This window comes from Parabacteroides goldsteinii DSM 19448 = WAL 12034, assembly GCF_000969835.1.
GTDB lineage: Bacteria > Bacteroidota > Bacteroidia > Bacteroidales > Tannerellaceae > Parabacteroides > Parabacteroides goldsteinii.
Genome location: NZ_KQ033912.1, coordinates 762,668 through 782,497 on the forward strand (window position 1 = coordinate 762,668; position 19,830 = coordinate 782,497).

The window sequence follows — 19,830 nt, forward strand, 5'->3', positions numbered from 1 at the left end:
AACGAAATGAAAGACTCATCACTTATACGTAAACTTCAGAACCTTACCCGAATAAGCCGGCAAAACCAGCTGATACGGCCACGCCGCCGTCAGCGTACTGATACTGGTCTCTCCCGTCAACAAATCCGTCAGCGTAGCGGCCTTGTTATCGTCAAAACCCAGTGTAAGAAATGCGTCGGAAGGAATCTTTACCCGCACCGTCTGTTCGCTTTTATCGAAATTCACGACAATCAGTACGACCTCGTTACGGTATTTGCGCATAAAGGCATACTGGCTATTCGAATTGAAATACGGATTCCGCGAGTTGGCATACATCAGGTCGAAGAAAGCCCCCTGAGTAATGGCCTGCTCCGATTTCGCCACGTTCAGTATCCGGGCATACTTCTCACGCAATTCACGCTGCTCGTGCGTCAAACCGGCGCCATCGAACTTCCAGTCGTTGATCCATTTGCGCAGGCTCTCCACGCTCCAGTAATCGAATATCGTCGTACGCCCGTCGCGTCCGCTGAAACCTTCCTCGTCCATACCCGGCTCGCCCAACTCCTGACCGCTGTAGATCATGACCGGGTTCGTATTCATCATGGCCGAAACAATCATGCCGGGGATACCCGGACGGTGATCGCCGGCAAAGAAATAAGAGGCGATACGCTGCTCGTCATGGTTTTCCAGGAAGTTCAACATATGTGACTGGATACCTTCCAGGCTCTGCCAGCAGTAAGAGATCGTGTTGGCCGCAGCCTGATTGCACATCACCGCACGCACGGTATCGTACAGTCCTACCTTATCATACAAATAGTCAAAATGACCGTTGAAAATATAGTTACGGTATTCTGCCGGATTATAAACCTCGGCAATGAAAACAACAGCATGTTTTTCTTTTACCTTCGGAATCACCCAGTTCCAAAATTCCACCGGTACCATCTCCGCCATATCGCAACGGAAACCGTCAACGCCTTTATCCGCCCAGTAAAGCAGGATATCCAGCATCTTCGTCCAGGTGCCGGGCACCGGGTTGAAATGACAGATCCGGCCATTCACATAATCCACGCCATAATTCAGTTTGACCGTTTCGTACCAGTCGTTCTTTCCCGGACACGGACTAAAACAGTCATTTCCCGTCACTTTAGCGGGGAACTCGCTATAATCGTAATCCCCGTGCGCTTCGGCAAACGACAGGTGCAACGGGCATCCCGGAATATAATAGAAGTTATTATTGCGGTCGAACCCTTTGGTCGTATCATCATGCTGCCCCAGATCTTCGACATACGACATGCGGGCATCCGAGTAATATTCGCGTGCCACATGGTTCGGCACAAAGTCAATGATCACCTTCATCCCGGCATCGTGCGTACGTTTCACCAACGCCTCGAACTCCTTCATACGGTTCGGCACCTTCTCTGCCAGGTCGGGGTCTATATCGTAGTAATCTTTTATTGCATAAGGAGAACCGGCTTTACCTTTCACCACGTCCGGATGGTCTTTGCGTATCTGATAAGCGGAATAATCGGTCTGGGTAGCATGTTCTATCACTCCGGTGTACCAGATATGCGTCGTACCCAGTTCCTTGATCTTTGCCAGGGCCGTCGGTGAAAAGGCGGAGAACTTTCCTACTCCGTTTTCCCTTACACTACCGTTCTTTGCCAACGGAGACTTCAGATTTCCGAACCAACGGGGAAATACCTGATAAATGATCATTTTATCCATTTGTTTCATCGCTTTTATCAACTTTAAATATTATCGGTAAAAGTTATCCGGGCAAGCGCCGGACAAAGCTATGGCAGGAGCATATTGTTCTTCCGCGCCATAATCGCTTTCACCAGTGTTTCATGTTTATTCTCTTGTATCACCAATTCGAATGCGCGGATCGCTGCATCATAACCGATGCGGGCAATCTGTTCCACATTCTCCAAATCAAAAGTCTTATACATACCGAATTCTTCCGCTTCAATCAACACGTCGCACATCTCACGATCTTCCAGCGTATTGGCCCGGAACATATAATGATAGGAACGTTCTGCAATATGAAATATCGTTTGCTTGTATTTCTGGGGAACCAGCGGGCTGACATTCACCCCGATCACCCGCTCGCACCTGTCGCGGATTATGGAAACCGGGAAGTTATGAAACAAACCGCCGTCCACATAATGTACCCCGTTAATCACTACCGGACTGAAAATGATCGGTATACTGCACGAAGCAGTCACCGCCTCCACGATAGGCCCGCTATCGAACTCATGGCTTTCGCCGTTATCCAGATCGGTCGCTACCACAATCATAGGGATTTTCAGTTCTTCAAATGTCTTGGCTCTCAGATGGCGTTTCAGGAAATACCGGAAACGTTTGCTGTCGAACAAGCCGGACTTGGGAAGCTGGAGTTGTGCAAATTCGGAAAATTCACGGCCTGTAAAGAGTTCTTTCAACTCGTCTGCCGAATAGCCGTCGGCAAACAAAGTACCCATTAACGCACCGACACTCGTCCCAACGATGATATCCGGCTTCAGTCCGCACTCCTCCAGTAATTTGAATACCCCAAGGTGTGCAAAACCTTTCGCGCCTCCGCCGCTTAAGGCCAATCCCAATCTATAGGTCTTATGGTTCGATTCTTGCGTCATTGTATGTTTTCTCTCTTTTACGGTGACAAATATGCTGTTTTTTTTAGAATGAAACAGTATTATTTACGAAAAAGTTTCTCTACGTTTTTATTTTTCTTACATTTACGGGAAACAAAATAACGATCCTAAGGGGTGGTTATTCATTTTAAATCTAACGACTATGATAACTAGTATTTTCTGGATTGTGCCCGTAGCGTCGGTTCTGGCGCTGGTATTTGCCTGGTTCTTCTTTCGGCAAATGATGAAAGAGAGTGAAGGAACGGAAACGATGGCTAAAATCGCTTCTTATGTGCGTGAAGGTGCGATGTCGTACCTGAAACAACAGTACAAGGTAGTAGCCTCGGTTTTCCTTGTGCTGGTTATCTTGTTTTCCATTATGGCTTACGGCTTCGGCGTGCAGAACGAATGGGTGCCGATCGCCTTCCTGACCGGCGGTTTCTTCTCTGGACTAGCGGGATTCCTGGGGATGAAGACGGCGACTTATGCCTCCGCCCGTACAGCCAATGCCGCCCGTTCATCACTCAACAAGGGGTTGCAGGTCGCTTTCCGCAGCGGCGCCGTCATGGGACTGGTGGTGGTCGGCCTCGGACTGCTCGACATCTCTTTCTGGTACGTCCTGCTGAACGCTTTCATTCCGGATGAAGCCCTGAACCCGACCCATAAACTGACCATTATCACTACGACCATGCTAACCTTCGGCATGGGAGCCTCTACACAGGCGCTCTTTGCCCGCGTGGGAGGTGGAATCTATACGAAAGCCGCCGATGTGGGAGCCGACCTTGTCGGGAAAGTGGAAGCCGGCATTCCGGAAGACGACCCGCGTAACCCGGCCACCATCGCCGATAACGTGGGTGACAATGTAGGCGACGTAGCCGGTATGGGTGCCGACCTGTACGAATCTTACTGCGGTTCGATACTGGCGACCGCCGCTCTGGGCGCCGCCGCTTTCGTTTCGTCCGGCAATATAGAAATGCAATATAAGGCAGTAGTCGCACCGATGCTGATCGCGGCTGTCGGCATCGTCCTCTCTATCCTGGGTATTTTTGCCGTCAGGACGAAAGAGGATGCTAATATCCGGCAGTTGTTGAAGGCGCTGGCTATCGGTACAAACCTCAGTTCGGTGCTGATCGCTGTTTTCACCTTCGGGATACTTTATCTGCTCGGCCTCGACAACTGGTTCTGGATCAGTTGCTCGGTAGTGATCGGCTTGCTGGTAGGTATCGTGATCGGCCAGGCAACGGAATATTACACCTCACAATCCTACAACCCGACCAAACGGGTTTCGGAAGCGGGACTGACAGGGCCGGCCACCGTTATCATTTCCGGATTAGGACTGGGAATGCTTTCTACCGCTATCCCCGTGCTGGCTGTTGTGGTAGGTATCATCTGCTCTTTCCTCTTTGCCTCGGGATTTGACTTTAACAATGTAGGAATGGGACTTTACGGAATCGGCATCGCTGCCGTCGGCATGCTTTCCACCCTGGGTATCACACTGGCTACCGACGCTTACGGCCCGATCGCCGACAATGCCGGAGGAAATGCCGAAATGTCTGGTCTGGGCAAAGAAGTACGCAAACGTACCGACGCCCTCGACTCGCTGGGTAACACCACAGCCGCCACCGGTAAAGGATTTGCCATCGGCTCTGCCGCCCTGACGGGATTGGCGTTGCTGGCGTCTTATATAGAAGAGATCAAGATCGGCCTGCTGCGCCTGGGAGAAAACGTCTTGTCGTTTGCCGACGGGCGTACGATGGAGGTATCGAAGGCTTCTTTCTCCGACTTTATGATCTACTACGATGTGACGCTGATGAATCCGAAAGTACTGTCGGGCATGTTCCTGGGGTCGATGATGGCCTTTATGTTCTGCGGACTGACGATGAACGCCGTAGGACGCGCTGCCGGACATATGGTAGAAGAAGTACGCCGCCAGTTCCGCGAAATACCGGGTATCCTGACAGGAAAAGCAGAACCCGATTACGCCCGTTGCGTAGAGATTTCGACGAAAGGGGCACAACATGAGATGGTTGTTCCTTCATTGCTGGCGATCATCGCCCCGATAGTGACCGGACTGATATTCGGTGTGACCGGCGTGATCGGCCTGCTGATCGGCGGACTAAGCACAGGTTTCGTACTGGCCATCTTCATGGCCAACGCAGGCGGCGCCTGGGACAACGCGAAGAAACATATTGAAGAAGGCAACCACGGCGGCAAAGGCAGCGAAGCCCATAAGGCAACCGTTGTCGGCGATACCGTCGGCGACCCGTTCAAAGACACTTCCGGTCCGAGCCTCAATATCCTGATCAAGCTGATGAGCATGGTAGCTATCGTGATGGCGGGGTTGACTGTAGCATGGAGTTTGTTCTGAAACAGTTAATATAATCTAACCGGGATCAAATACTTTCATACGAATAGTTCGTAATTACGAGCTATTCGTATTTTTGTTGATAGTAAACAACTTTAAATAGATCCTGTATGAAAACAACTTGTCTGCTCTTCTCCTCCGTCTTGTTACTGGGATGTTTATCCGCCTGCAACATTTTCACCCAGAAACAAAAAGCACTGAAAACGAACGACGGAAGTATCACCACCGTTGAAACAGGCGGAAACGAACTGACCGTGTGCGACTTCGCCCTGGCGAAAGACACTATCGACGTGCCGCTCAGCGAATTTGTCGAAGACTGCCGCATCATACGTTTCGACAACTCTGACTCCGCCATGTTCAAAGCCTGGTTCACACTCGTCACCGACCAGTATATCGGGGTACGGCAACGAAGCGGCGGACCGTTCAAACTCTTCGACAAAGAGGGAAAATTCCTGCACGACATCGGCTCCGTAGGCAATGGGGCCGGAGAATATGCCATATCCATTTACGATGAAGTCATCGACGAAAAGAACGACCGTATCTTCCTCTCGCCTTTCTATGGCCGGAAGATCATGGTGTACGGCACGAATGGCAAATGGATCAAAGACATCCCGCTTCCGGGACAGATCAACAAACCTAAATTATCGCTCAATGCGGACGGCACATTATCCGTCGTACACATGCCATTCCAGGAAGGGGAACCGCTTGCCTTCCAAGTGGATATGGAAGGAAACATCCTGAAACAGATCCCGGCAACCGCCAAAAGGACAGTGTCGGACTTCAACGGAGAAGTTTTCTCTTACAAAAACGGCTACGGGTTCGATTTCTTCCACACCAGCATAGACACTCTTTTTGTCTACGATCCTGTCGGCAACCGGTTATTGCCTGAATTTACCATGACTTTCCCGAATCCGGAAGAGAAACCGATACATCTATACTACCGGCTCCCGAATCACTTCATGGTCAATTATTATTTCTGGGGGAAAAACGGCCCGGAAAATGGCGGAGATATCCTGATTGATAAAAAGAAGAATGCTTCCTCCCATTTCCGTCTGATAAACGACTTCTACGGAAACCTCCCCATCTCCGGAACAGGCCACAATTTCTACCAGGGATATTTTATCCAGAATATGGAACCGGGACAACTGATCGAAAAGATAGAAAAACATCTCGCCTCCGGCAAATGCCCCAGCCAGGACAGAAAGAAACTCGAGGAACTGGCAGCGACGCTGGATGAGAATGATAATAATGTGTTATTTGTCGGGAAAGTGAAGGAGTAAAGGGGGTATGTGATAATTATAGAAATATTTGAACCTACTTTTCCCTTGATGGAAAAGTAGTCAAAAGATCAAGGCTTAACCGGCTTCACTGCTCCGGTGAAAGACTTCGCTGAAAAATCCGAAACTCGCTTCGCTCAGACAACGGATTTTTTTAACCGCTTCGTCTTCCCCCTACGCGGACGTTCACCCGCTTAGGCCTTTCCAAGGAAGCTGTGCTTCCTCTTAGGATGGCCGATACCGGTACTTATAAAACAAAAACTTTCGGATTTAACAGGTAGTATCGGCAATCTTAGGAGAACGCAAAGCGTTCTATGAAAGGCCTCATCTGGTGAGCGTAAAGCGAAGTATCCGTAGAGAGCGTCCGGAGGCTGTGCTGTTTGAGCGTAGCGAGTTCACAGACGACAGCGAACGCAGGATGCTGAGTAGCGAAGCAGATGCAGCCTTGATCTTTTGGTTACTTTTCTATCAAGAGAAAAGTAACATTCAAAACTGATAATATCCAAACCTTTCCTATTCTTCCTACTGCTTCTTCCTCCCCAACAGGAACCCCAGCAACTCCATGATAAACTGGAGGATGGTTCTTACCTTGTTGCCACTGCCATTTTCTTTCTCACTCATACGCTTTATTATTTAAGTTATACACTATGGGGACCAGCGACCGTGCAATGCTTTCCAGCATGTTGCAATACGCCTCGCGGTTATCCCCGTTTACTTCACTGATATATTTGCTGTAGGCCATCTCGCGGGCATAAGCCCGGGGATAGTTGCTGACGGCGGCCGCCTGTTTGTAGGCGGTGGCGATCAGGCGGGCAAAATCGAGAAAACTGTTCTCCGCCCGGTCGTAACGGCGGAACACAAGGCCGCCGGGATTATCCAGGTCCGTCTTTCCCCCGTGCCAGTAAGCGTTGGAAACGCCATAGCCGGTCAGCCCGAAGAAATTATTGTAGCACGTAGCCAGGCGGCTCTCTCCCCACCCGCTTTCGATAGCAGCCTGCGCCAGGATGACTACCGGGTTCAGGCCGTACAACTCACCCGCCATACGGGCGGCGGGGAGGTACTTTGTTGTAAACGATTGCTTATCCATATGATGTCCGTTTCAGGTAGATTACTCGATTTCGGGGCGGTCGCTACCACCACCGCCTTCCGGCGGAGTTGAAGGTTTCGCCTCCTCCAGCTTGAAACGCTCCCCCTTCGTAGTCTGGGTCAGGTTACGAAGTTTGGCGCCGGGACGGAAACGGAGACGGGCGCGGTACAACAAATTGGTTGAGAAATCATCGGTCGTAACACTTCCCGAACTGGTCTGGATCAGCTGGAACGTCCCCAGGTCGCCACACTGGACCACTTCCCCACGCCCCAGAAACATCAGAAGGAACCGGATCACACGGTCGATCACCACCTTCACATCCCCACTCGAAGCGGTCGAACTCTCCGCCACCGCATCACACAACTCATCAAACGTGCAGGTCCCCGTCGCACGCGTCTGGGCATAATAGAGCTTCTCTTTCCCTGCTTCCACATTTTTACTGAGGTTCTTCCGGAGAACCAAATGATACTGTACTGCCATAACTTTACTGTTTTTAGTTGATTATTAATTACATATCAAAGATACGCCCGGAGGGAAGGCAGGTTGAAGCCATAGGTGACGGGATGTTACGAAGCGACAGTTTATTTCAGATAATTTCAGATATCTCCAGGCAATCGTATTGTTGTCAACATGCTAAAAAACGAACAAATAGCTTGCCGCATCCATTGATTTTTCGTATCTTAGAAGAATAAAACCATACATTTTATGGAACAAACGACCTTCACGATACGGGCCTACGGAGTAGGCGAACTGGCGGCACTCTACAGCCCTCACCTCAGCCGCAGGGGAGCGATCCTGCAACTTTGGCGGTGGATCAATTATCATGGCGTACTGAAAGCCAAACTGGTTGAACTGGGGTATCATCCCGGAGTCAGGAGTTTCACACCCCGCCAGGTGGAATGTATCGTCGAACATTTAGGGGAACCCTGAAAAAGAAAAGAATGGGTGACGCAATCATCCCAAAGGACTGCGGCAGTTTTTTTCAGAGACTGCCGCAACTGTTTCCAGAGACTGCGGCAGTCGTTTTATGTCGTTGCGGCACCCCCTGAAAAAAACTGCCGCAGCCAGTGGAGAAAGAAAGGGCGGGGGCAGAAAGGGCAGACAAAAAGGCATTTTTGAAAACTTTATAATAAGATGTCACTTGTTACTTCTATGAATGTTTCGTAGAAGTAACACCGTACAGAAGTTTTTCAAAACACCTTTTTGTCTGCCCTTTCTGCCCCCGATCAGTTAAAACGGAAGCTGCGGGTCGGGGCGTCCACCACCGTCATCCTCCTTATTATCACCACCTTCGCCCTCATCCGAAGGATCATAGCCAAATCCTTTGCGACGCGCTTCCACCTGGTCATTACTCAATTCCATGACGGCATACAGCCGCTTTCCATGTCTCTTTTGTGACTCGAATTCACCGCTTTTTAACACTCTGCCCAGCAAATTAACACTCATTGTAGTCATGGAATAGCGTGTTCGTTCCGCTATTTTAGACAGGATTTCGCTTGCAGAGAGCAAGAGGGGCAGCTCGAAACGGACCGGCTTGCGGAAATAGGTATAAAACAATTCCGCTTCGGGGCACGATTGCTGGAAAGGCTCGTTGTTGTCGTTTATTTCCGTTATGTCATTTTCGGCAAACCAATAACGGAAATTCTGTTTGTAGAGCGCCAGCGCCTGGGCATAGATGGCGGCATGGTCTATTTCAGAAGTATAATCGATCCGGAGCGTTTCGAAACAAAGGAAACGGCGCGACCCGGTGCGATCTGTCAGAATCTGGCTGTCGTTTACCGTGGCGGCAAACGAAGCACGGCGCACGAACGTCTCCGCATTACGGGCATACGGGCGGCGTTCGAGGATAGAATCTTTTGTGATCAGGGCCTTCAACTGGTTCAACTCCACGCGGCTCTGTCCCGACAGTTCATCGAGGATGATCAGGAAGCAATCGCTCATCAACAACGACGAATCTTTTGCCGTAGGATCGAGGTTGCCGGAGAAGACATAGTTTCTAAGCACGGGCGGCACCAGGTTGCGCAGCCAGGTGGTCTTCCCCAACCCCTGTGCACCGCTCAGCAACAAGACCGTATGATTGGTCTGCCGCTCGTCGATGGCACAGGCTACGACTGCCACCAGCCATTTCTTCAGGCATTTCTCCCAATACTCGGGGTGGGTAGTGTCGATTGTGGCTGCCAGGCGGCCGATAGGGTCCGTCGTCCCGTCCCAGCGCGGCAGGTTATCGAAGTAAGACTTGAAAGGATTGTACTCGGGACTGAAATCGGAATAGATCACCGAACGCAGGTCGGACACGCGGCAAAACACGCCCGATTTCTGCAATGCACACCAGACGGAATTCTCCCAATAATCGGTGACCGGTTGAAAGGCATCGTGTTTCTTCAGGTCCCGGTATTCAACCGTACGTCTGACGATATTGCGACGAAGTTTGTAATATTTCGTCAGAAACTCCTGTATCTGATTGACAAAACTGTCTCCGCGCTGCAAACGGAACGCCGGCTTCTCCGTAGCATATTGTTCGGTATGCGCATAAGCACTGTCGATTGCCTGTCGGCGTTCCTCGACCGGCAGGTCGTCAAATGATTTTGCGGCATAGGCTTCGACCTCCTCTCTGGCAACCCCGAAGCGGTTGCAGTAGCCGGCAAAAAGGTGCACGTAATTGTTGCGGTTGCCCTCGGCATAAGGGAACTTGCGGCTGGCCTTTCTACGGGCGGAAGAGATCAGTTGTGACACAGTCTTTCCGCCTATGGCTTCTATCGGCGGCAGATCGGCGGGCAAAGTGCCTTCCCCTTTCAGCCAGGGTTCGAAACGGGGAGAGAGATAGAGCTGCTGATCGTACGACATGATGCAGAGCCGTCCGGCATCGCTGCCCGAAGTGTCCGCCCCGACACCCAGCAGGCGTTCGTACCAGTCTTTCACCAGCTTGTAGACAGCGAGATGGTTTGCGGGGATCAGTTCGGTCCCGACAGCCGGATAGACAATGATCTTGATGCCCCGTCCGCGCGGGCTGATCCAGCAGGCCACCGTATAGACGGCTTCGCGCACCAGGGCAAGCAGGCGCGGCAAGTCTTCTTTGTTCAATTCATCGAAATCGAGGATGGTAAGCGGATTGTAGCCTGTCATATATTTCGGCAACCGTTGTTTCTGATAGGTAGCGGATACGGTTATGGCAGGCAGCTTTTTCTTCTGCATGTCGGCTTCATCCTGATTTCCGGCGTCCATAAAGGCGCGGATACGGTTAATTTCGGTGGCATACTTGCCATTGCGGATGTCGTAAAGGGCGTCGATCAGGGGAATATCCCCCATACATCTCTTAAATCCGGCGAATAAGGTTACGTTTATCATAATAAGATAAAATTAAGTGAGTATTATTCTGCCCAAGGTACGGGCATTAAACAAGGCAGCCTATGTTTTTACATTATATTATGAAAAACATAAGCTGCACGACAAACATCAATCGTCCTTGCGGGTAGAAAGATACTCCATCACCCCATTCACGAGCGTACCCAACGCCAGTGGTTCCACTTTGCCTTCAGGACAGACCTTCATGACGGTATCGAGCGAACGGAGGAAAGGCTTCACTTCATGGCAGTCGTTAACCGTCCATTTGCGGCTCTCGATCAGGGGAGCGATCTGGGCGACAAACTCTTCCAGGGAACAGTGGAACGTAATGGTTTCGCCTACCACCATATCCTCCTCCCAGACGGCATGTTCCAACATCCGGCCCAGGGTGTTGCTTAGTTTCATCACTTCGTGCAATTTCTTTTCCAGCTGCACGCATTCATTTCTCAAATCCAGTACTGCTCCATTCAACAGGGCGGCGTTCAGTTTTTTTTCATATGAATTTAATTTATAATAAAAGAATCTCTAATGATTCAGAGGTTTGAATGTTCAGTCATTATCAGTTTTGAGCTATCTAATTATCGACCGGTTGTAACTGCCTCCCCTCTTGAGAGGGGGAAGGGGGTGTGTTATATTCCAGCCTATACAACCTCCATAATCAGAGTTACTTAACTATTGTAGGTTCATTTGCCGTTTGCTTCAGCTGACGGTTTACAAGTTGTTTCTCTCTTTTGGCTTCAGCCACATTTCTCTTAGATAGAAAACTGTAAGAAATGGGACTAAAGTCCAATGAAATAGACCCTTTACTAATCCGTCAGCTGAAGCAGACGGCAAATAAACCTGTAACAAGGCTTGTTTTATTGACTGGCTTTAACACATTTACATTTGCAGTATTAAATATCCTAATAAAAATATAAGTGTATATTTGAAAAGAAGAGTTGCAGTGAACTAACTTTGACACTAGTCTTAAATGACTATGGGCTGAATCAGACTGCAACTCTCTTAATTGGAGAACCTAGCCAGTTAGAATTGTAGGCTCACGACCTAATAAATGTATTAGCTGTTTCTCCTTCATGTTTAATACTGTAAATACAAAGTTATGAATTATTCTCATTTTGTAGGTCTTGATGTAGGGAAAAAAACTTTCGATGCATCCTTAATGTCTGCGGACGAAAAAGAGTTGTCTCACAAGTCTTTTGATAACACTTCAGAAGGGATCCAATCTTTATTAGATTGGATAGCAGGTTATCATCTCTCTTTATCCAAACTCTTGTTCTGTGCTGAAAACATGGGAAGTTATGTCACAGAGTTATCTGTTTCCAGTGCCTCTATGGGTTTTTCCCTAGCTTTGGTTTGCCCGTTGACCATCAAGAAGTCCATAGGCTTGCAACGAGGCAAAAATGACCGCATTGACGCTAAAAGAATAGCGAACTATGCGGTATTACACTATCGAAAACTAGAGTTATACAAATTGCCTGACAAAGACTTGGTGAGACTGCGGGGATGGATTATTATACGTGACAATTTGGTCAAGCAAAAAGTATCAAGCATAAAGTTATTGGAAACATTCTCCCAGATGGCCAAGTTGGCTGATGTGACAGACTCCATTTCTTTTTTGGAAGAGCAGCTCAAGTCGATAAAAGAAAAGATCCTGCAGGTGGAAGAGGCTATGGAGCAACTAATAGCCGCTAGTTGTTCTCTTTGCACAAACTACTTGTTATTAAGAAGTATAAAAGGTGTAGGGATAATCAATGCCATTGTATTACTGTGTGTTACTAACAATTTTCAAAGATTTGACAACCCAAGGAAGTTTGCTTGTTATTGCGGGGTTGCTCCCTTTGAACATACTTCAGGTATTTCCATACGGGGAAAAACGCAGACTTCTCCATTGGCTAACAAAGAAGTAAAAGTGTACCTTACCCGGGCAGCTATTACTGCCATCTCTTGGGATCCGCAGATGAAAGCATATTATAAAAGGAAAATAGCGGAGGGGAAACATAAAGCATCTGTAATCAATGCTGTAAGAGCCAAAATCATAGCAAGGTCTTTTGCTGTGATACGAAGACAGACTCCATTTGTAACATTAGTCGTATAATAAAAAGGCCCTTAATTTCGAAAACATCTTAGATTTAGGAAGTAGCTATACACTTCTGAAGAGTAATTATGTCTATATACGAACTTACCCAAGGATACGTTAATGTTCGTAAACTTGGGTAAGATTTTATAGATATTGTTTGGAGAGGACTTAGAATTCACCCCCTACCCCCTCTCAAGAGGGGAGCCAGTTACAACCAGTCAATAAACAGATAGCTCAATCATTTCTAAATACGAAACCCCGGAAAGACGAATCCCCCGGGGTTTGTTTTGTCTGCCTTCGCTTTTCACAAAGATAGGACAGAAGAACTTTATTTTATTACTTTAGTATTTAATAATTACCGCTTGTTCGCCCTTCACGGGTTAATTGGAGTCCGATGACGCCGCACGGCAAGACTTTGATATTTTGATTATAGATAATTACCTATTCGGTGGTTGTTTACGGCGACAAATACAAGACCTGTACAGGTAGTATAGATTCGCCTGAAATGAATATTGTTGAATTAGTACCGGACGATATGCACTCGCACGGCAGGAGTATTCTCGATAGAACAGAAAACCTTTTATTCATAACCAATAATTTAATATTAATACATAGTGTTACCAAAATCCCGTCTACACCCGTTATTTCAAGCCGGAGAAAACAGAATGACTAGAAAAAACGTTCCTTTTTTTTAGTCATTATTTTGTGCCTTCATTCACTTCATAAGTAAAAGCTGAGATTTCGTACTAACTTTGCTATTGCGTTGATAAGAAAGAATATAGAAACGCAAAATATAGGCGCAAAACGTTTGTCTATTAAAATAGAATATTTAATTTTGCTGGCGAGAAAAAAGGAACGTTTTTTCTCGCCACACGTTTTTAACCTAAAACTCCATTATATTCAATGCATAAGAGCACATTTTAATCCTATTTTTCATTCAATCGTCAACAACTTCTCCCTTATTATGTACAGGCATGTACATTAACTTATTATTATCCTGGCCCCCAAAAAGCCGGGAAAAACCGGAAACCATCATTTTTTGCAGCAATTTACCCCGTCTATATCCTGTCCGGAAGAATGCAACCCGCCGGACAATTTATCTCCGCCCGCTACCAAAATGTTCCATGAAATTGTTTTTAACTACCCGTTGAAAGCATAAATGAAGATTTGCTTGTATCTTTGCAGCCGGTAAAACATTAAAATAATCCATATGTCAATCTCACGCTTTAATGCAGTGGAGAAAGCTTCCAACCGTAAGGCCGTAGAAGCCGTCACTCCCAAACAGAAAGTATCCGAGTACTATGGCGAGAACGTATTTAACCGCAAGGCTATGCAAAAGTATCTCTCCAAGGAAACGTACAAAGCCCTGACCCACGCCATTGATAACGGAACACCTATCGACCGCGAAATAGCCAACCATGTGGCAGCCGGTATGCGTATGTGGGCACTGGAAAAAGGAGTTACCCATTATACACACTGGTTCCAGCCCCTGACCGACGGGACAGCCGAAAAACACGACGCTTTTGTCGAACACGACGGTAACGGCGGTATGATTGAAGAATTTAGCGGCAAACTGCTCGCACAGCAGGAACCGGATGCGTCCAGCTTCCCCAACGGCGGACTGCGCAACACGTTCGAAGCCCGCGGTTATTCTGCCTGGGACCCCTCCTCCCCCGCATTTATTGTAGACGACACCCTCTGTATCCCGACAGTCTTCATCGCCTATACCGGCGAGGCTCTCGACTACAAAACACCGCTGATACGTTCTGTCGAAGCACTCAACAAAGCGGCGAAAGAGGTTTGCAACTATTTCAATGAAGATGTTCACAAAGTAATCACATACCTGGGTTGGGAACAGGAATATTTCCTAGTGGACGAAGAGCTTTACTCCGCCCGTCCGGACCTCTCACTGACGGAACGCACGTTGCTGGGACACGAAAGTGCCAAGAACCAGCAGCTCGACGACCATTATTTCGGCGCCATCCCTTCACGTGTACAGGAGTTCATGAAAGACCTGGAAGTGGAATGTTACAAGCTGGGCATCCCGGTGAAAACCCGTCATAACGAGGTGGCCCCGAACCAGTTCGAGCTGGCGCCCATCTACGAAGAATGCAACCTGGCCAACGACCATAACCAGTTGTTGATGTCGGTCATGAAACGTGTTTCACGCCGCCACAACTTCCGCGTGCTGCTTCACGAAAAACCGTTCATGGGTGTGAACGGCTCGGGTAAACATTGCAACTGGTCGATGGGAACCGATACGGGCATCAACCTGTTCTCGCCGGGCAAGGACCGCGAAGACAACCTGCGTTTCATCACGTTCGTGGTCAATACGCTGATGGCCGTCTATAAATTCAACGGGCTGCTGAAAGCCAGTATCGCTTCGGCAACCAACGCCCACCGCTTGGGGGCCAACGAAGCGCCTCCCGCCATTATCTCTTCCTTCCTGGGTACACAAATCAGCGAGGTACTGGATAAATTCGAAAACAGTTCGATTGAAGATGCCATCGAGGTGGACGACAAGAAACGCCTGAGCCTCGGCTTCGGGCAGATTCCCGAACTGCTGCTGGACAATACGGACCGCAACCGCACGTCGCCGTTCGCTTTCACCGGCAACCGTTTCGAGTTCCGTGCTCCGGGTTCGTCCGTCAACTGCGGTTCGGCCATGCTGGCTGTCAATTCTGCCGTAGCCTATCAGTTACAGCAGTTCAAGAAGGACGTGGAAGCGCTCCAGGCAGCAGGCAAGAGCAAGGAAGTGGCTATCTTCGAAACATTGAAGGCTTATATCAAAGAATCCAAACCCATCCGTTTCGACGGCAACGGTTACTGCGACGAATGGAAGGCGGAAGCTGCCCGCCGCGGCCTGGATTGCGAAAACAGCGTTCCATTGCAATACGACGCTTACCTGAAGCCGGAAGTAATCCGCATGTTCAGGGAAACAGGCGTATTGAGCGAAAAGGAGCTGGAAGCCCGCAACGAAGTGAAATGGGAAATCTATATCAAGAAAGTACAAATCGAAGCCCGCGTCCTGGGAGATTTGTCCATGAACCATATCATCCCGGTCGTATTGCATTACCAGTCTTTGCTGTTGAGCAATATCACCAAGCTGAAGGAAACGTTCAGCCCGGAAGAATATGAGGAACTGTCTGCCGAACCGCGCCGCCTAGTACGCAAAATATCCAAGCACGTAAATGCCGTAACACGCATGACGGACGAGATGATCGAGGCCCGCAAGAAGGCGAACGTCATCACCGATTACCGCAGCAAGGCGATCGCCTATCATGACACGGTCGTTCCGTTCCTGGATGAAATACGCGAACATATCGACGAACTGGAACTGATGGTGGACAACCAGATGTGGCCGTTGCCGAAATACCGCGAACTGCTGTTTATCCGGTAAAAAGTAACAGAATCCAAAATAGGAGGTGCATCAAAAGTTTATTTTGCTACACCTCCCTTTTTTTACATTGACCTGTTAAAATTAGTAAGTGCTTGATAAAATGCCTCAATATTCTCAGCCGGAATATGGGGCGGGACATCACAACCTGTCGACAAAACGAAATTCTTCCATGCTTTGGTCTGCTGTAACAGATTCATAGTCGCGGTATATACTTCTTCTGACGAGGACTGTTTAAAAAGACCGACCGGGTCCAGATTCCCCATCACCAGACGGTCTTCCGGACAGTTGGCAAGGGCATCCTGCATATCGATCTTATTGCCGAAATGAAGTGCAGCCGCTCCCGACTGAACCATAGCCTCCGTACAATGGCCTGCATTTCCGCAGTTATGCAGGATTACGATAAAATGTTCGTCCTGCACGGCCTCCACTACCTGGCGGACATAGGTCGTCGAATAAAGCAGCGAATCCTCATTTGAAATCAGCCCGGCAGCCGGTTCCGCCATAATCACGCCATGAACGCCTGTCTCCTTAATCGCACGGCAGTAATCGATCAGGAAACGAGTACATTTCTCCAACAGGACAGTGATGTTCTCCGGCTCCACATACAGGGCAATCATCAGTTCGGACAAACCGAACAAACGTCCTGCCAGTGAAAACGGACCGATACAGCCGGCAAAAACAGGCTTGTCCTTTACACGTTCCGCCGTCAGACGGTTCGCTTTCAGATACTCGGGGACACGTGCGGTATCCAGAGACGGTATCTGTAAATTATCAATCGACTCCTTATCGGATACCAGCGGTTCCGTTACGCTGGGCACTTCGTCTTCGGGGAAGACCACCTTTGCACCGAAAGCCTCCGCCTCTACCGTCAGGTCCATAATCACGGTCGGGGCGGCCGAAGGATACTGCTCATTCAACCGGCAGATAGCGTCTGCATGCACCATACCACTGGTGACTGCGTCTCTCACTGTTTTTCCACAGAGTTCAATGCCCGGATGGGTCATGATAGGGATAGCCCTACGTTCTTTTTGCCTGATTGTCTCTTGCAACCATTCTTGTATTTCCATTATTTCTTCTTTCTTTTTCGTTTATAACAGGTTTCCAGTTCACAATACTGGCAACCGTATTTTTTCTCATCTACCTCCGGACCGATGCCGATTATTCCGCTAATCGACTTGATAGGAGTCATCAGGCAGACATCAGACAGGCTGATGCCGCAAGGGGCGCCTCCCATCAGCCGGAACAACGTTTTCTGTCCGGTGAGGTGCCAACCGCAATAACCGGGGCTCAGGCGGTTCGTATGCCGTTCGCCTCCCAGTTCTTTTTCAAGCAGGCGTTCCATCCGGTCGCCGGCTTTCTCGGCAATGCAGGTCCCGATAATATCGGCAATGAAGCATTTCAGGATATCTCCCTCCGCTTTCAGGCTGTCCTGGTATTCCTGAAAAGCCATCCCGGCCGTGGCAGCAAACAGGGCGAACCGTTCGGAGCCTTTCAGTAGGGAAGCGATTGTCCCCCCTACGAGAAAGGGTTCTCCGCCATCCAGGGTAACATATCCGTCATCCACCGTTCCGTCGAACAGGCCGAAAGTACAACGGGGAACAGTCAGGGAAGAAACCTCCTTCAGCATGGAAAGGGCCAGTGCCTCCACAGGTTCTTCCGGGGCTGTGTTGCCGTATCCCATCTCGGCAAACAGGTCGTTTGCCGTCAGGGACAACGTGCTAAAATCCAAACTACAATCAAACATACAATTAAGCGGATAACAATGATTTTGCCAGCGTCACGGCGGCATTCGCATTATCGCTGTAGCCGTCGGCTCCAATCTGACGGGCAAACGATTCGGATACAGGGGCACCGCCAATCATGACCTTCACCTCCTGGCGGATACCGGTCTTTTCCAAAGCGTCGATCACTTCCTGCATATAATTCATCGTCGTAGTCAGCAAGGCGGAAAGACAAAGAATCTGCGCCTGGTTTTCCTTGATCGCCGTGATAAATTTCTCTGAAGAGATATCCGTTCCCAGATTTATCACTTCAAAGCCGCAACCTTCCAGCATGGAAGCGACCAGGTTCTTTCCGATGTCGTGCAAATCGCCTTTCACCGTACCGATTACCACCTTGCCCAACCGGTGCGAAGCGGCTCCTTTCATCAGCGGCTTCAACAGGTCGAGCGCCCCTTTCATGGCACGGGCCGCCATCAACAGTTCAGGGACAAAGGCTTTTCCTTCCTCAAAACGTTTTCCGATATCCTCCATGGCCCGCGACATATACTCATTGATAATCAGTTGCGGGTCTACATTCTCTGCTATCGCCTCGGTTGTCACTGCCTTGGCGACATCGAGTTTCCCTTTTAAAATAGCTTCATACAAACTCTCTAAATCTGCCATAACTTTATTTCTTTTAAATTATTGATTCCGTAATTCACGCAGGGTTTCAATCATTGCCACCACATTCCCGACGGGCGCATTGGCCTGGATATTATGAACGGCATTGAAAATGAATCCTCCGTCTTTTCCCAGTATCTCGCATTCCTGCAAAACATGGCTGCGCACTTCTTCGGGTGTTGCATTCGGCAGGATACGCTGGGTATCGATACCGCCGCCCCAGAAAGTAACCTGGCTGCCGTATTCCTTTTTCAGGACCACAGGGTCCATATCCTTCGCATTAATCTGTACCGGGTTGATGATATCGAAACCCGCCTCCACCAGACCGGGAAGAATCGGCAGGATAGCCCCGCAGGTATGCTTGAATACTTTCCAGGTGGTATGCTCATGAATCCAGTCGTTCATCCGTTTGTAATGGGGAAGCCACAGTTCCCTGAAGGTATCCAGCGAACAGAACTGGGAGTCCTGGGTACCGAAATCGGTCCCGCAGGTGAAGACCACGTCTACCTTCTCGCCGACGGTATCCCACAACCGTTGGTAGTTTGCAATAGCTATATCGGTCTGTTTCTCAAAGACCGTCTGCACATAGTCGCGGCGCATGGCGGTCGACATATACCACTCGGCCACGTTGCGGATACCTTTCGGATTCTTCAATCCCATGCCGGGCACGAAAGCGATATCGCCCAAAGCCGTCCCGCCGAAGCTCGCAACAACGGCCTTTCCGGTTGCTGCGGCCTGCTCCACGGTCTTTTTATAGTATTGCAAATCTTCGTCGGAAACAGGGCCGAACTCTTCCAGGTTATCCTCCGGAGTAATGGCTTCGTCGTCCACATATTCCTGCCTTTCCGTCGCGTTGATGAAATAGCAGCCCGAAGGCATGATGGCACTGGGCGGATAGGAACGGTCGCCACCGGCATAAATGTACACGTCGCCTTCCTTATCCGTCGTCAGGTCGATACCGGAGGCAATCATTACTTTTTGCCCCCAAGGAGTAACCTGCTCGTGTAATTGGGTTTCGTCGATATCGAACATGTCCTTGCGTCCGAAGACGGGAACACAGTCAATACCCATTATTTCCTGTAAATCCTCCTCTATCTCACCCAGCATCTGAAAGGGTTCGATGACACGGACAGGGTGAGGGTCCAGTCCGTAATGTTGTCTCAGCGCCTCCACGACCTTGCAATGGATACCGGTAACGGAAGTGGCTCCGAAGTCCACCGGTATCCGGTCGGGGGTGCTATGGTTCAATGCGTTTTGAACACGTTGTTTTGATGTCATATTCATGTGTATTT

16 protein-coding genes are annotated in these 19,830 nt (G+C 49.1%); 6 read left to right on the top strand and 10 right to left on the bottom strand.

The window, feature by feature from the left end; translation table 11 throughout:
- Positions 1-18: 18 nt before the first annotated feature.
- Positions 19-1,713 carry an alpha-amylase family glycosyl hydrolase gene (locus tag HMPREF1535_RS03185; RefSeq protein WP_046145273.1) on the bottom strand — a complete coding sequence of 565 codons (1,695 nt, stop codon included), beginning with the start codon at positions 1,711-1,713 and terminating at the stop codon, positions 19-21.
- 59 nt (positions 1,714-1,772) lie between these two features.
- Entirely contained in the window at positions 1,773-2,612 is an 840-nt protein-coding gene (locus tag HMPREF1535_RS03190; protein WP_007654675.1) for a patatin-like phospholipase family protein, read from the bottom strand.
- Between the two features lie 160 nt (positions 2,613-2,772).
- On the opposite strand from HMPREF1535_RS03190, the gene HMPREF1535_RS03195 reads away from it, so the two are divergent.
- The 3 genes from HMPREF1535_RS03195 to HMPREF1535_RS25720 all read left to right on the top strand — a co-directional run bounded on the left by HMPREF1535_RS03195 (position 2,773) and on the right by HMPREF1535_RS25720 (position 6,747).
- Positions 2,773-4,977 (top strand): sodium-translocating pyrophosphatase, encoded by a 2,205-nt coding sequence (locus HMPREF1535_RS03195; RefSeq protein ID WP_046145274.1) that lies wholly within the window; start codon positions 2,773-2,775, stop codon positions 4,975-4,977.
- Positions 4,978-5,084: 107 nt separating this feature from the next.
- Complete coding sequence (locus HMPREF1535_RS03200) at positions 5,085-6,254, top strand: 6-bladed beta-propeller (RefSeq protein WP_046145275.1); 1,170 nt, start codon at positions 5,085-5,087, stop codon at positions 6,252-6,254.
- A gap of 328 nt (positions 6,255-6,582) precedes the next feature.
- Positions 6,583-6,747 carry a hypothetical protein gene (locus HMPREF1535_RS25720; protein ID WP_154670864.1) on the top strand — a complete coding sequence of 55 codons (165 nt, stop codon included), beginning with the start codon at positions 6,583-6,585 and terminating at the stop codon, positions 6,745-6,747.
- A 117-nt stretch (positions 6,748-6,864) separates the two neighbouring features.
- Here the strand turns inward: HMPREF1535_RS25720 and HMPREF1535_RS03205 are convergent, their stop codons facing one another.
- Together HMPREF1535_RS03205 and HMPREF1535_RS03210 are read right to left on the bottom strand one after the other, a co-directional pair.
- Positions 6,865-7,338: a glucosaminidase domain-containing protein gene (locus HMPREF1535_RS03205; protein WP_046145276.1), complete on the bottom strand. Its 474-nt coding sequence runs from the start codon at positions 7,336-7,338 to the stop codon at positions 6,865-6,867.
- 21 nt (positions 7,339-7,359) lie between these two features.
- Complete coding sequence (locus tag HMPREF1535_RS03210; protein WP_046145277.1) at positions 7,360-7,818, bottom strand: HU family DNA-binding protein; 459 nt, start codon at positions 7,816-7,818, stop codon at positions 7,360-7,362.
- 225 nt (positions 7,819-8,043) lie between these two features.
- On the opposite strand from HMPREF1535_RS03210, the gene HMPREF1535_RS03215 reads away from it, so the two are divergent.
- Positions 8,044-8,268, top strand: coding sequence for a DUF4248 domain-containing protein (locus tag HMPREF1535_RS03215; RefSeq protein ID WP_046145278.1), 225 nt, complete (start codon positions 8,044-8,046; stop codon positions 8,266-8,268).
- 300 nt (positions 8,269-8,568) lie between these two features.
- Here the strand turns inward: HMPREF1535_RS03215 and HMPREF1535_RS03220 are convergent, their stop codons facing one another.
- Positions 8,569-10,683, bottom strand: coding sequence for a VapE domain-containing protein (locus tag HMPREF1535_RS03220; RefSeq protein ID WP_046145279.1), 2,115 nt, complete (start codon positions 10,681-10,683; stop codon positions 8,569-8,571).
- Positions 10,684-10,791: 108 nt separating this feature from the next.
- Entirely contained in the window at positions 10,792-11,151 is a 360-nt protein-coding gene (locus tag HMPREF1535_RS03225) for a hypothetical protein (protein ID WP_046145280.1), read from the bottom strand.
- Positions 11,152-11,779: 628 nt separating this feature from the next.
- Here HMPREF1535_RS03225 and HMPREF1535_RS03230 point away from each other — a divergent pair.
- Together HMPREF1535_RS03230 and HMPREF1535_RS03235 are read left to right on the top strand one after the other, a co-directional pair.
- Positions 11,780-12,775 (top strand): IS110 family RNA-guided transposase, encoded by a 996-nt coding sequence (locus HMPREF1535_RS03230; protein ID WP_046145281.1) that lies wholly within the window; start codon positions 11,780-11,782, stop codon positions 12,773-12,775.
- Between the two features lie 1,192 nt (positions 12,776-13,967).
- Positions 13,968-16,157 (top strand): glutamine synthetase III family protein, encoded by a 2,190-nt coding sequence (locus HMPREF1535_RS03235; protein ID WP_046145282.1) that lies wholly within the window; start codon positions 13,968-13,970, stop codon positions 16,155-16,157.
- A gap of 62 nt (positions 16,158-16,219) precedes the next feature.
- Here the strand turns inward: HMPREF1535_RS03235 and HMPREF1535_RS03240 are convergent, their stop codons facing one another.
- Genes HMPREF1535_RS03240 through HMPREF1535_RS03255 form a run of 4 tightly spaced genes read right to left on the bottom strand, consistent with a single transcriptional unit; the run spans position 16,220 to position 19,816 of the window.
- Positions 16,220-17,224, bottom strand: a complete 1,005-nt coding sequence (locus HMPREF1535_RS03240) for a uroporphyrinogen decarboxylase family protein (RefSeq protein WP_010802083.1) — start codon at positions 17,222-17,224, stop codon at positions 16,220-16,222.
- Complete coding sequence (locus tag HMPREF1535_RS03245; protein ID WP_046145283.1) at positions 17,224-17,901, bottom strand: vitamin B12 dependent-methionine synthase activation domain-containing protein; 678 nt, start codon at positions 17,899-17,901, stop codon at positions 17,224-17,226. The genes HMPREF1535_RS03240 and HMPREF1535_RS03245 overlap by 1 nt, the downstream gene beginning before the upstream one ends.
- Positions 17,902-17,905: 4 nt before the next feature.
- Positions 17,906-18,541, bottom strand: a complete 636-nt coding sequence (locus tag HMPREF1535_RS03250) for a corrinoid protein (protein ID WP_046145284.1) — start codon at positions 18,539-18,541, stop codon at positions 17,906-17,908.
- An 18-nt stretch (positions 18,542-18,559) separates the two neighbouring features.
- Positions 18,560-19,816 (bottom strand): uroporphyrinogen decarboxylase family protein, encoded by a 1,257-nt coding sequence (locus HMPREF1535_RS03255; protein ID WP_046146379.1) that lies wholly within the window; start codon positions 19,814-19,816, stop codon positions 18,560-18,562.
- Positions 19,817-19,830: the final 14 nt, after the last annotated feature.

Excerpts from the sequence above, each read along its gene's own strand:
- HMPREF1535_RS03185 (WP_046145273.1), bottom strand. The coding sequence starts at position 1,713 with ATGAAACAAATGGATAAAATGATCATTTATCAGGTATTTCCCCGTTGG.
- HMPREF1535_RS03220 (WP_046145279.1), bottom strand. The coding sequence starts at position 10,683 with ATGATAAACGTAACCTTATTCGCCGGATTTAAGAGATGTATGGGGGAT.
- HMPREF1535_RS03190 (WP_007654675.1), bottom strand. The coding sequence starts at position 2,612 with ATGACGCAAGAATCGAACCATAAGACCTATAGATTGGGATTGGCCTTA.
- HMPREF1535_RS03215 (WP_046145278.1), top strand. The coding sequence starts at position 8,044 with ATGGAACAAACGACCTTCACGATACGGGCCTACGGAGTAGGCGAACTG.
- HMPREF1535_RS03235 (WP_046145282.1), top strand. The coding sequence starts at position 13,968 with ATGTCAATCTCACGCTTTAATGCAGTGGAGAAAGCTTCCAACCGTAAG.
- HMPREF1535_RS03210 (WP_046145277.1), bottom strand. The coding sequence starts at position 7,818 with ATGGCAGTACAGTATCATTTGGTTCTCCGGAAGAACCTCAGTAAAAAT.
- HMPREF1535_RS03255 (WP_046146379.1), bottom strand. The coding sequence starts at position 19,816 with ATGACATCAAAACAACGTGTTCAAAACGCATTGAACCATAGCACCCCC.
- HMPREF1535_RS03195 (WP_046145274.1), top strand. The coding sequence starts at position 2,773 with ATGATAACTAGTATTTTCTGGATTGTGCCCGTAGCGTCGGTTCTGGCG.
- HMPREF1535_RS03200 (WP_046145275.1), top strand. The coding sequence starts at position 5,085 with ATGAAAACAACTTGTCTGCTCTTCTCCTCCGTCTTGTTACTGGGATGT.
- HMPREF1535_RS03205 (WP_046145276.1), bottom strand. The coding sequence starts at position 7,338 with ATGGATAAGCAATCGTTTACAACAAAGTACCTCCCCGCCGCCCGTATG.
- HMPREF1535_RS03245 (WP_046145283.1), bottom strand. The coding sequence starts at position 17,901 with ATGTTTGATTGTAGTTTGGATTTTAGCACGTTGTCCCTGACGGCAAAC.
- HMPREF1535_RS03240 (WP_010802083.1), bottom strand. The coding sequence starts at position 17,224 with ATGGAAATACAAGAATGGTTGCAAGAGACAATCAGGCAAAAAGAACGT.
- HMPREF1535_RS03230 (WP_046145281.1), top strand. The coding sequence starts at position 11,780 with ATGAATTATTCTCATTTTGTAGGTCTTGATGTAGGGAAAAAAACTTTC.
- HMPREF1535_RS03250 (WP_046145284.1), bottom strand. The coding sequence starts at position 18,541 with ATGGCAGATTTAGAGAGTTTGTATGAAGCTATTTTAAAAGGGAAACTC.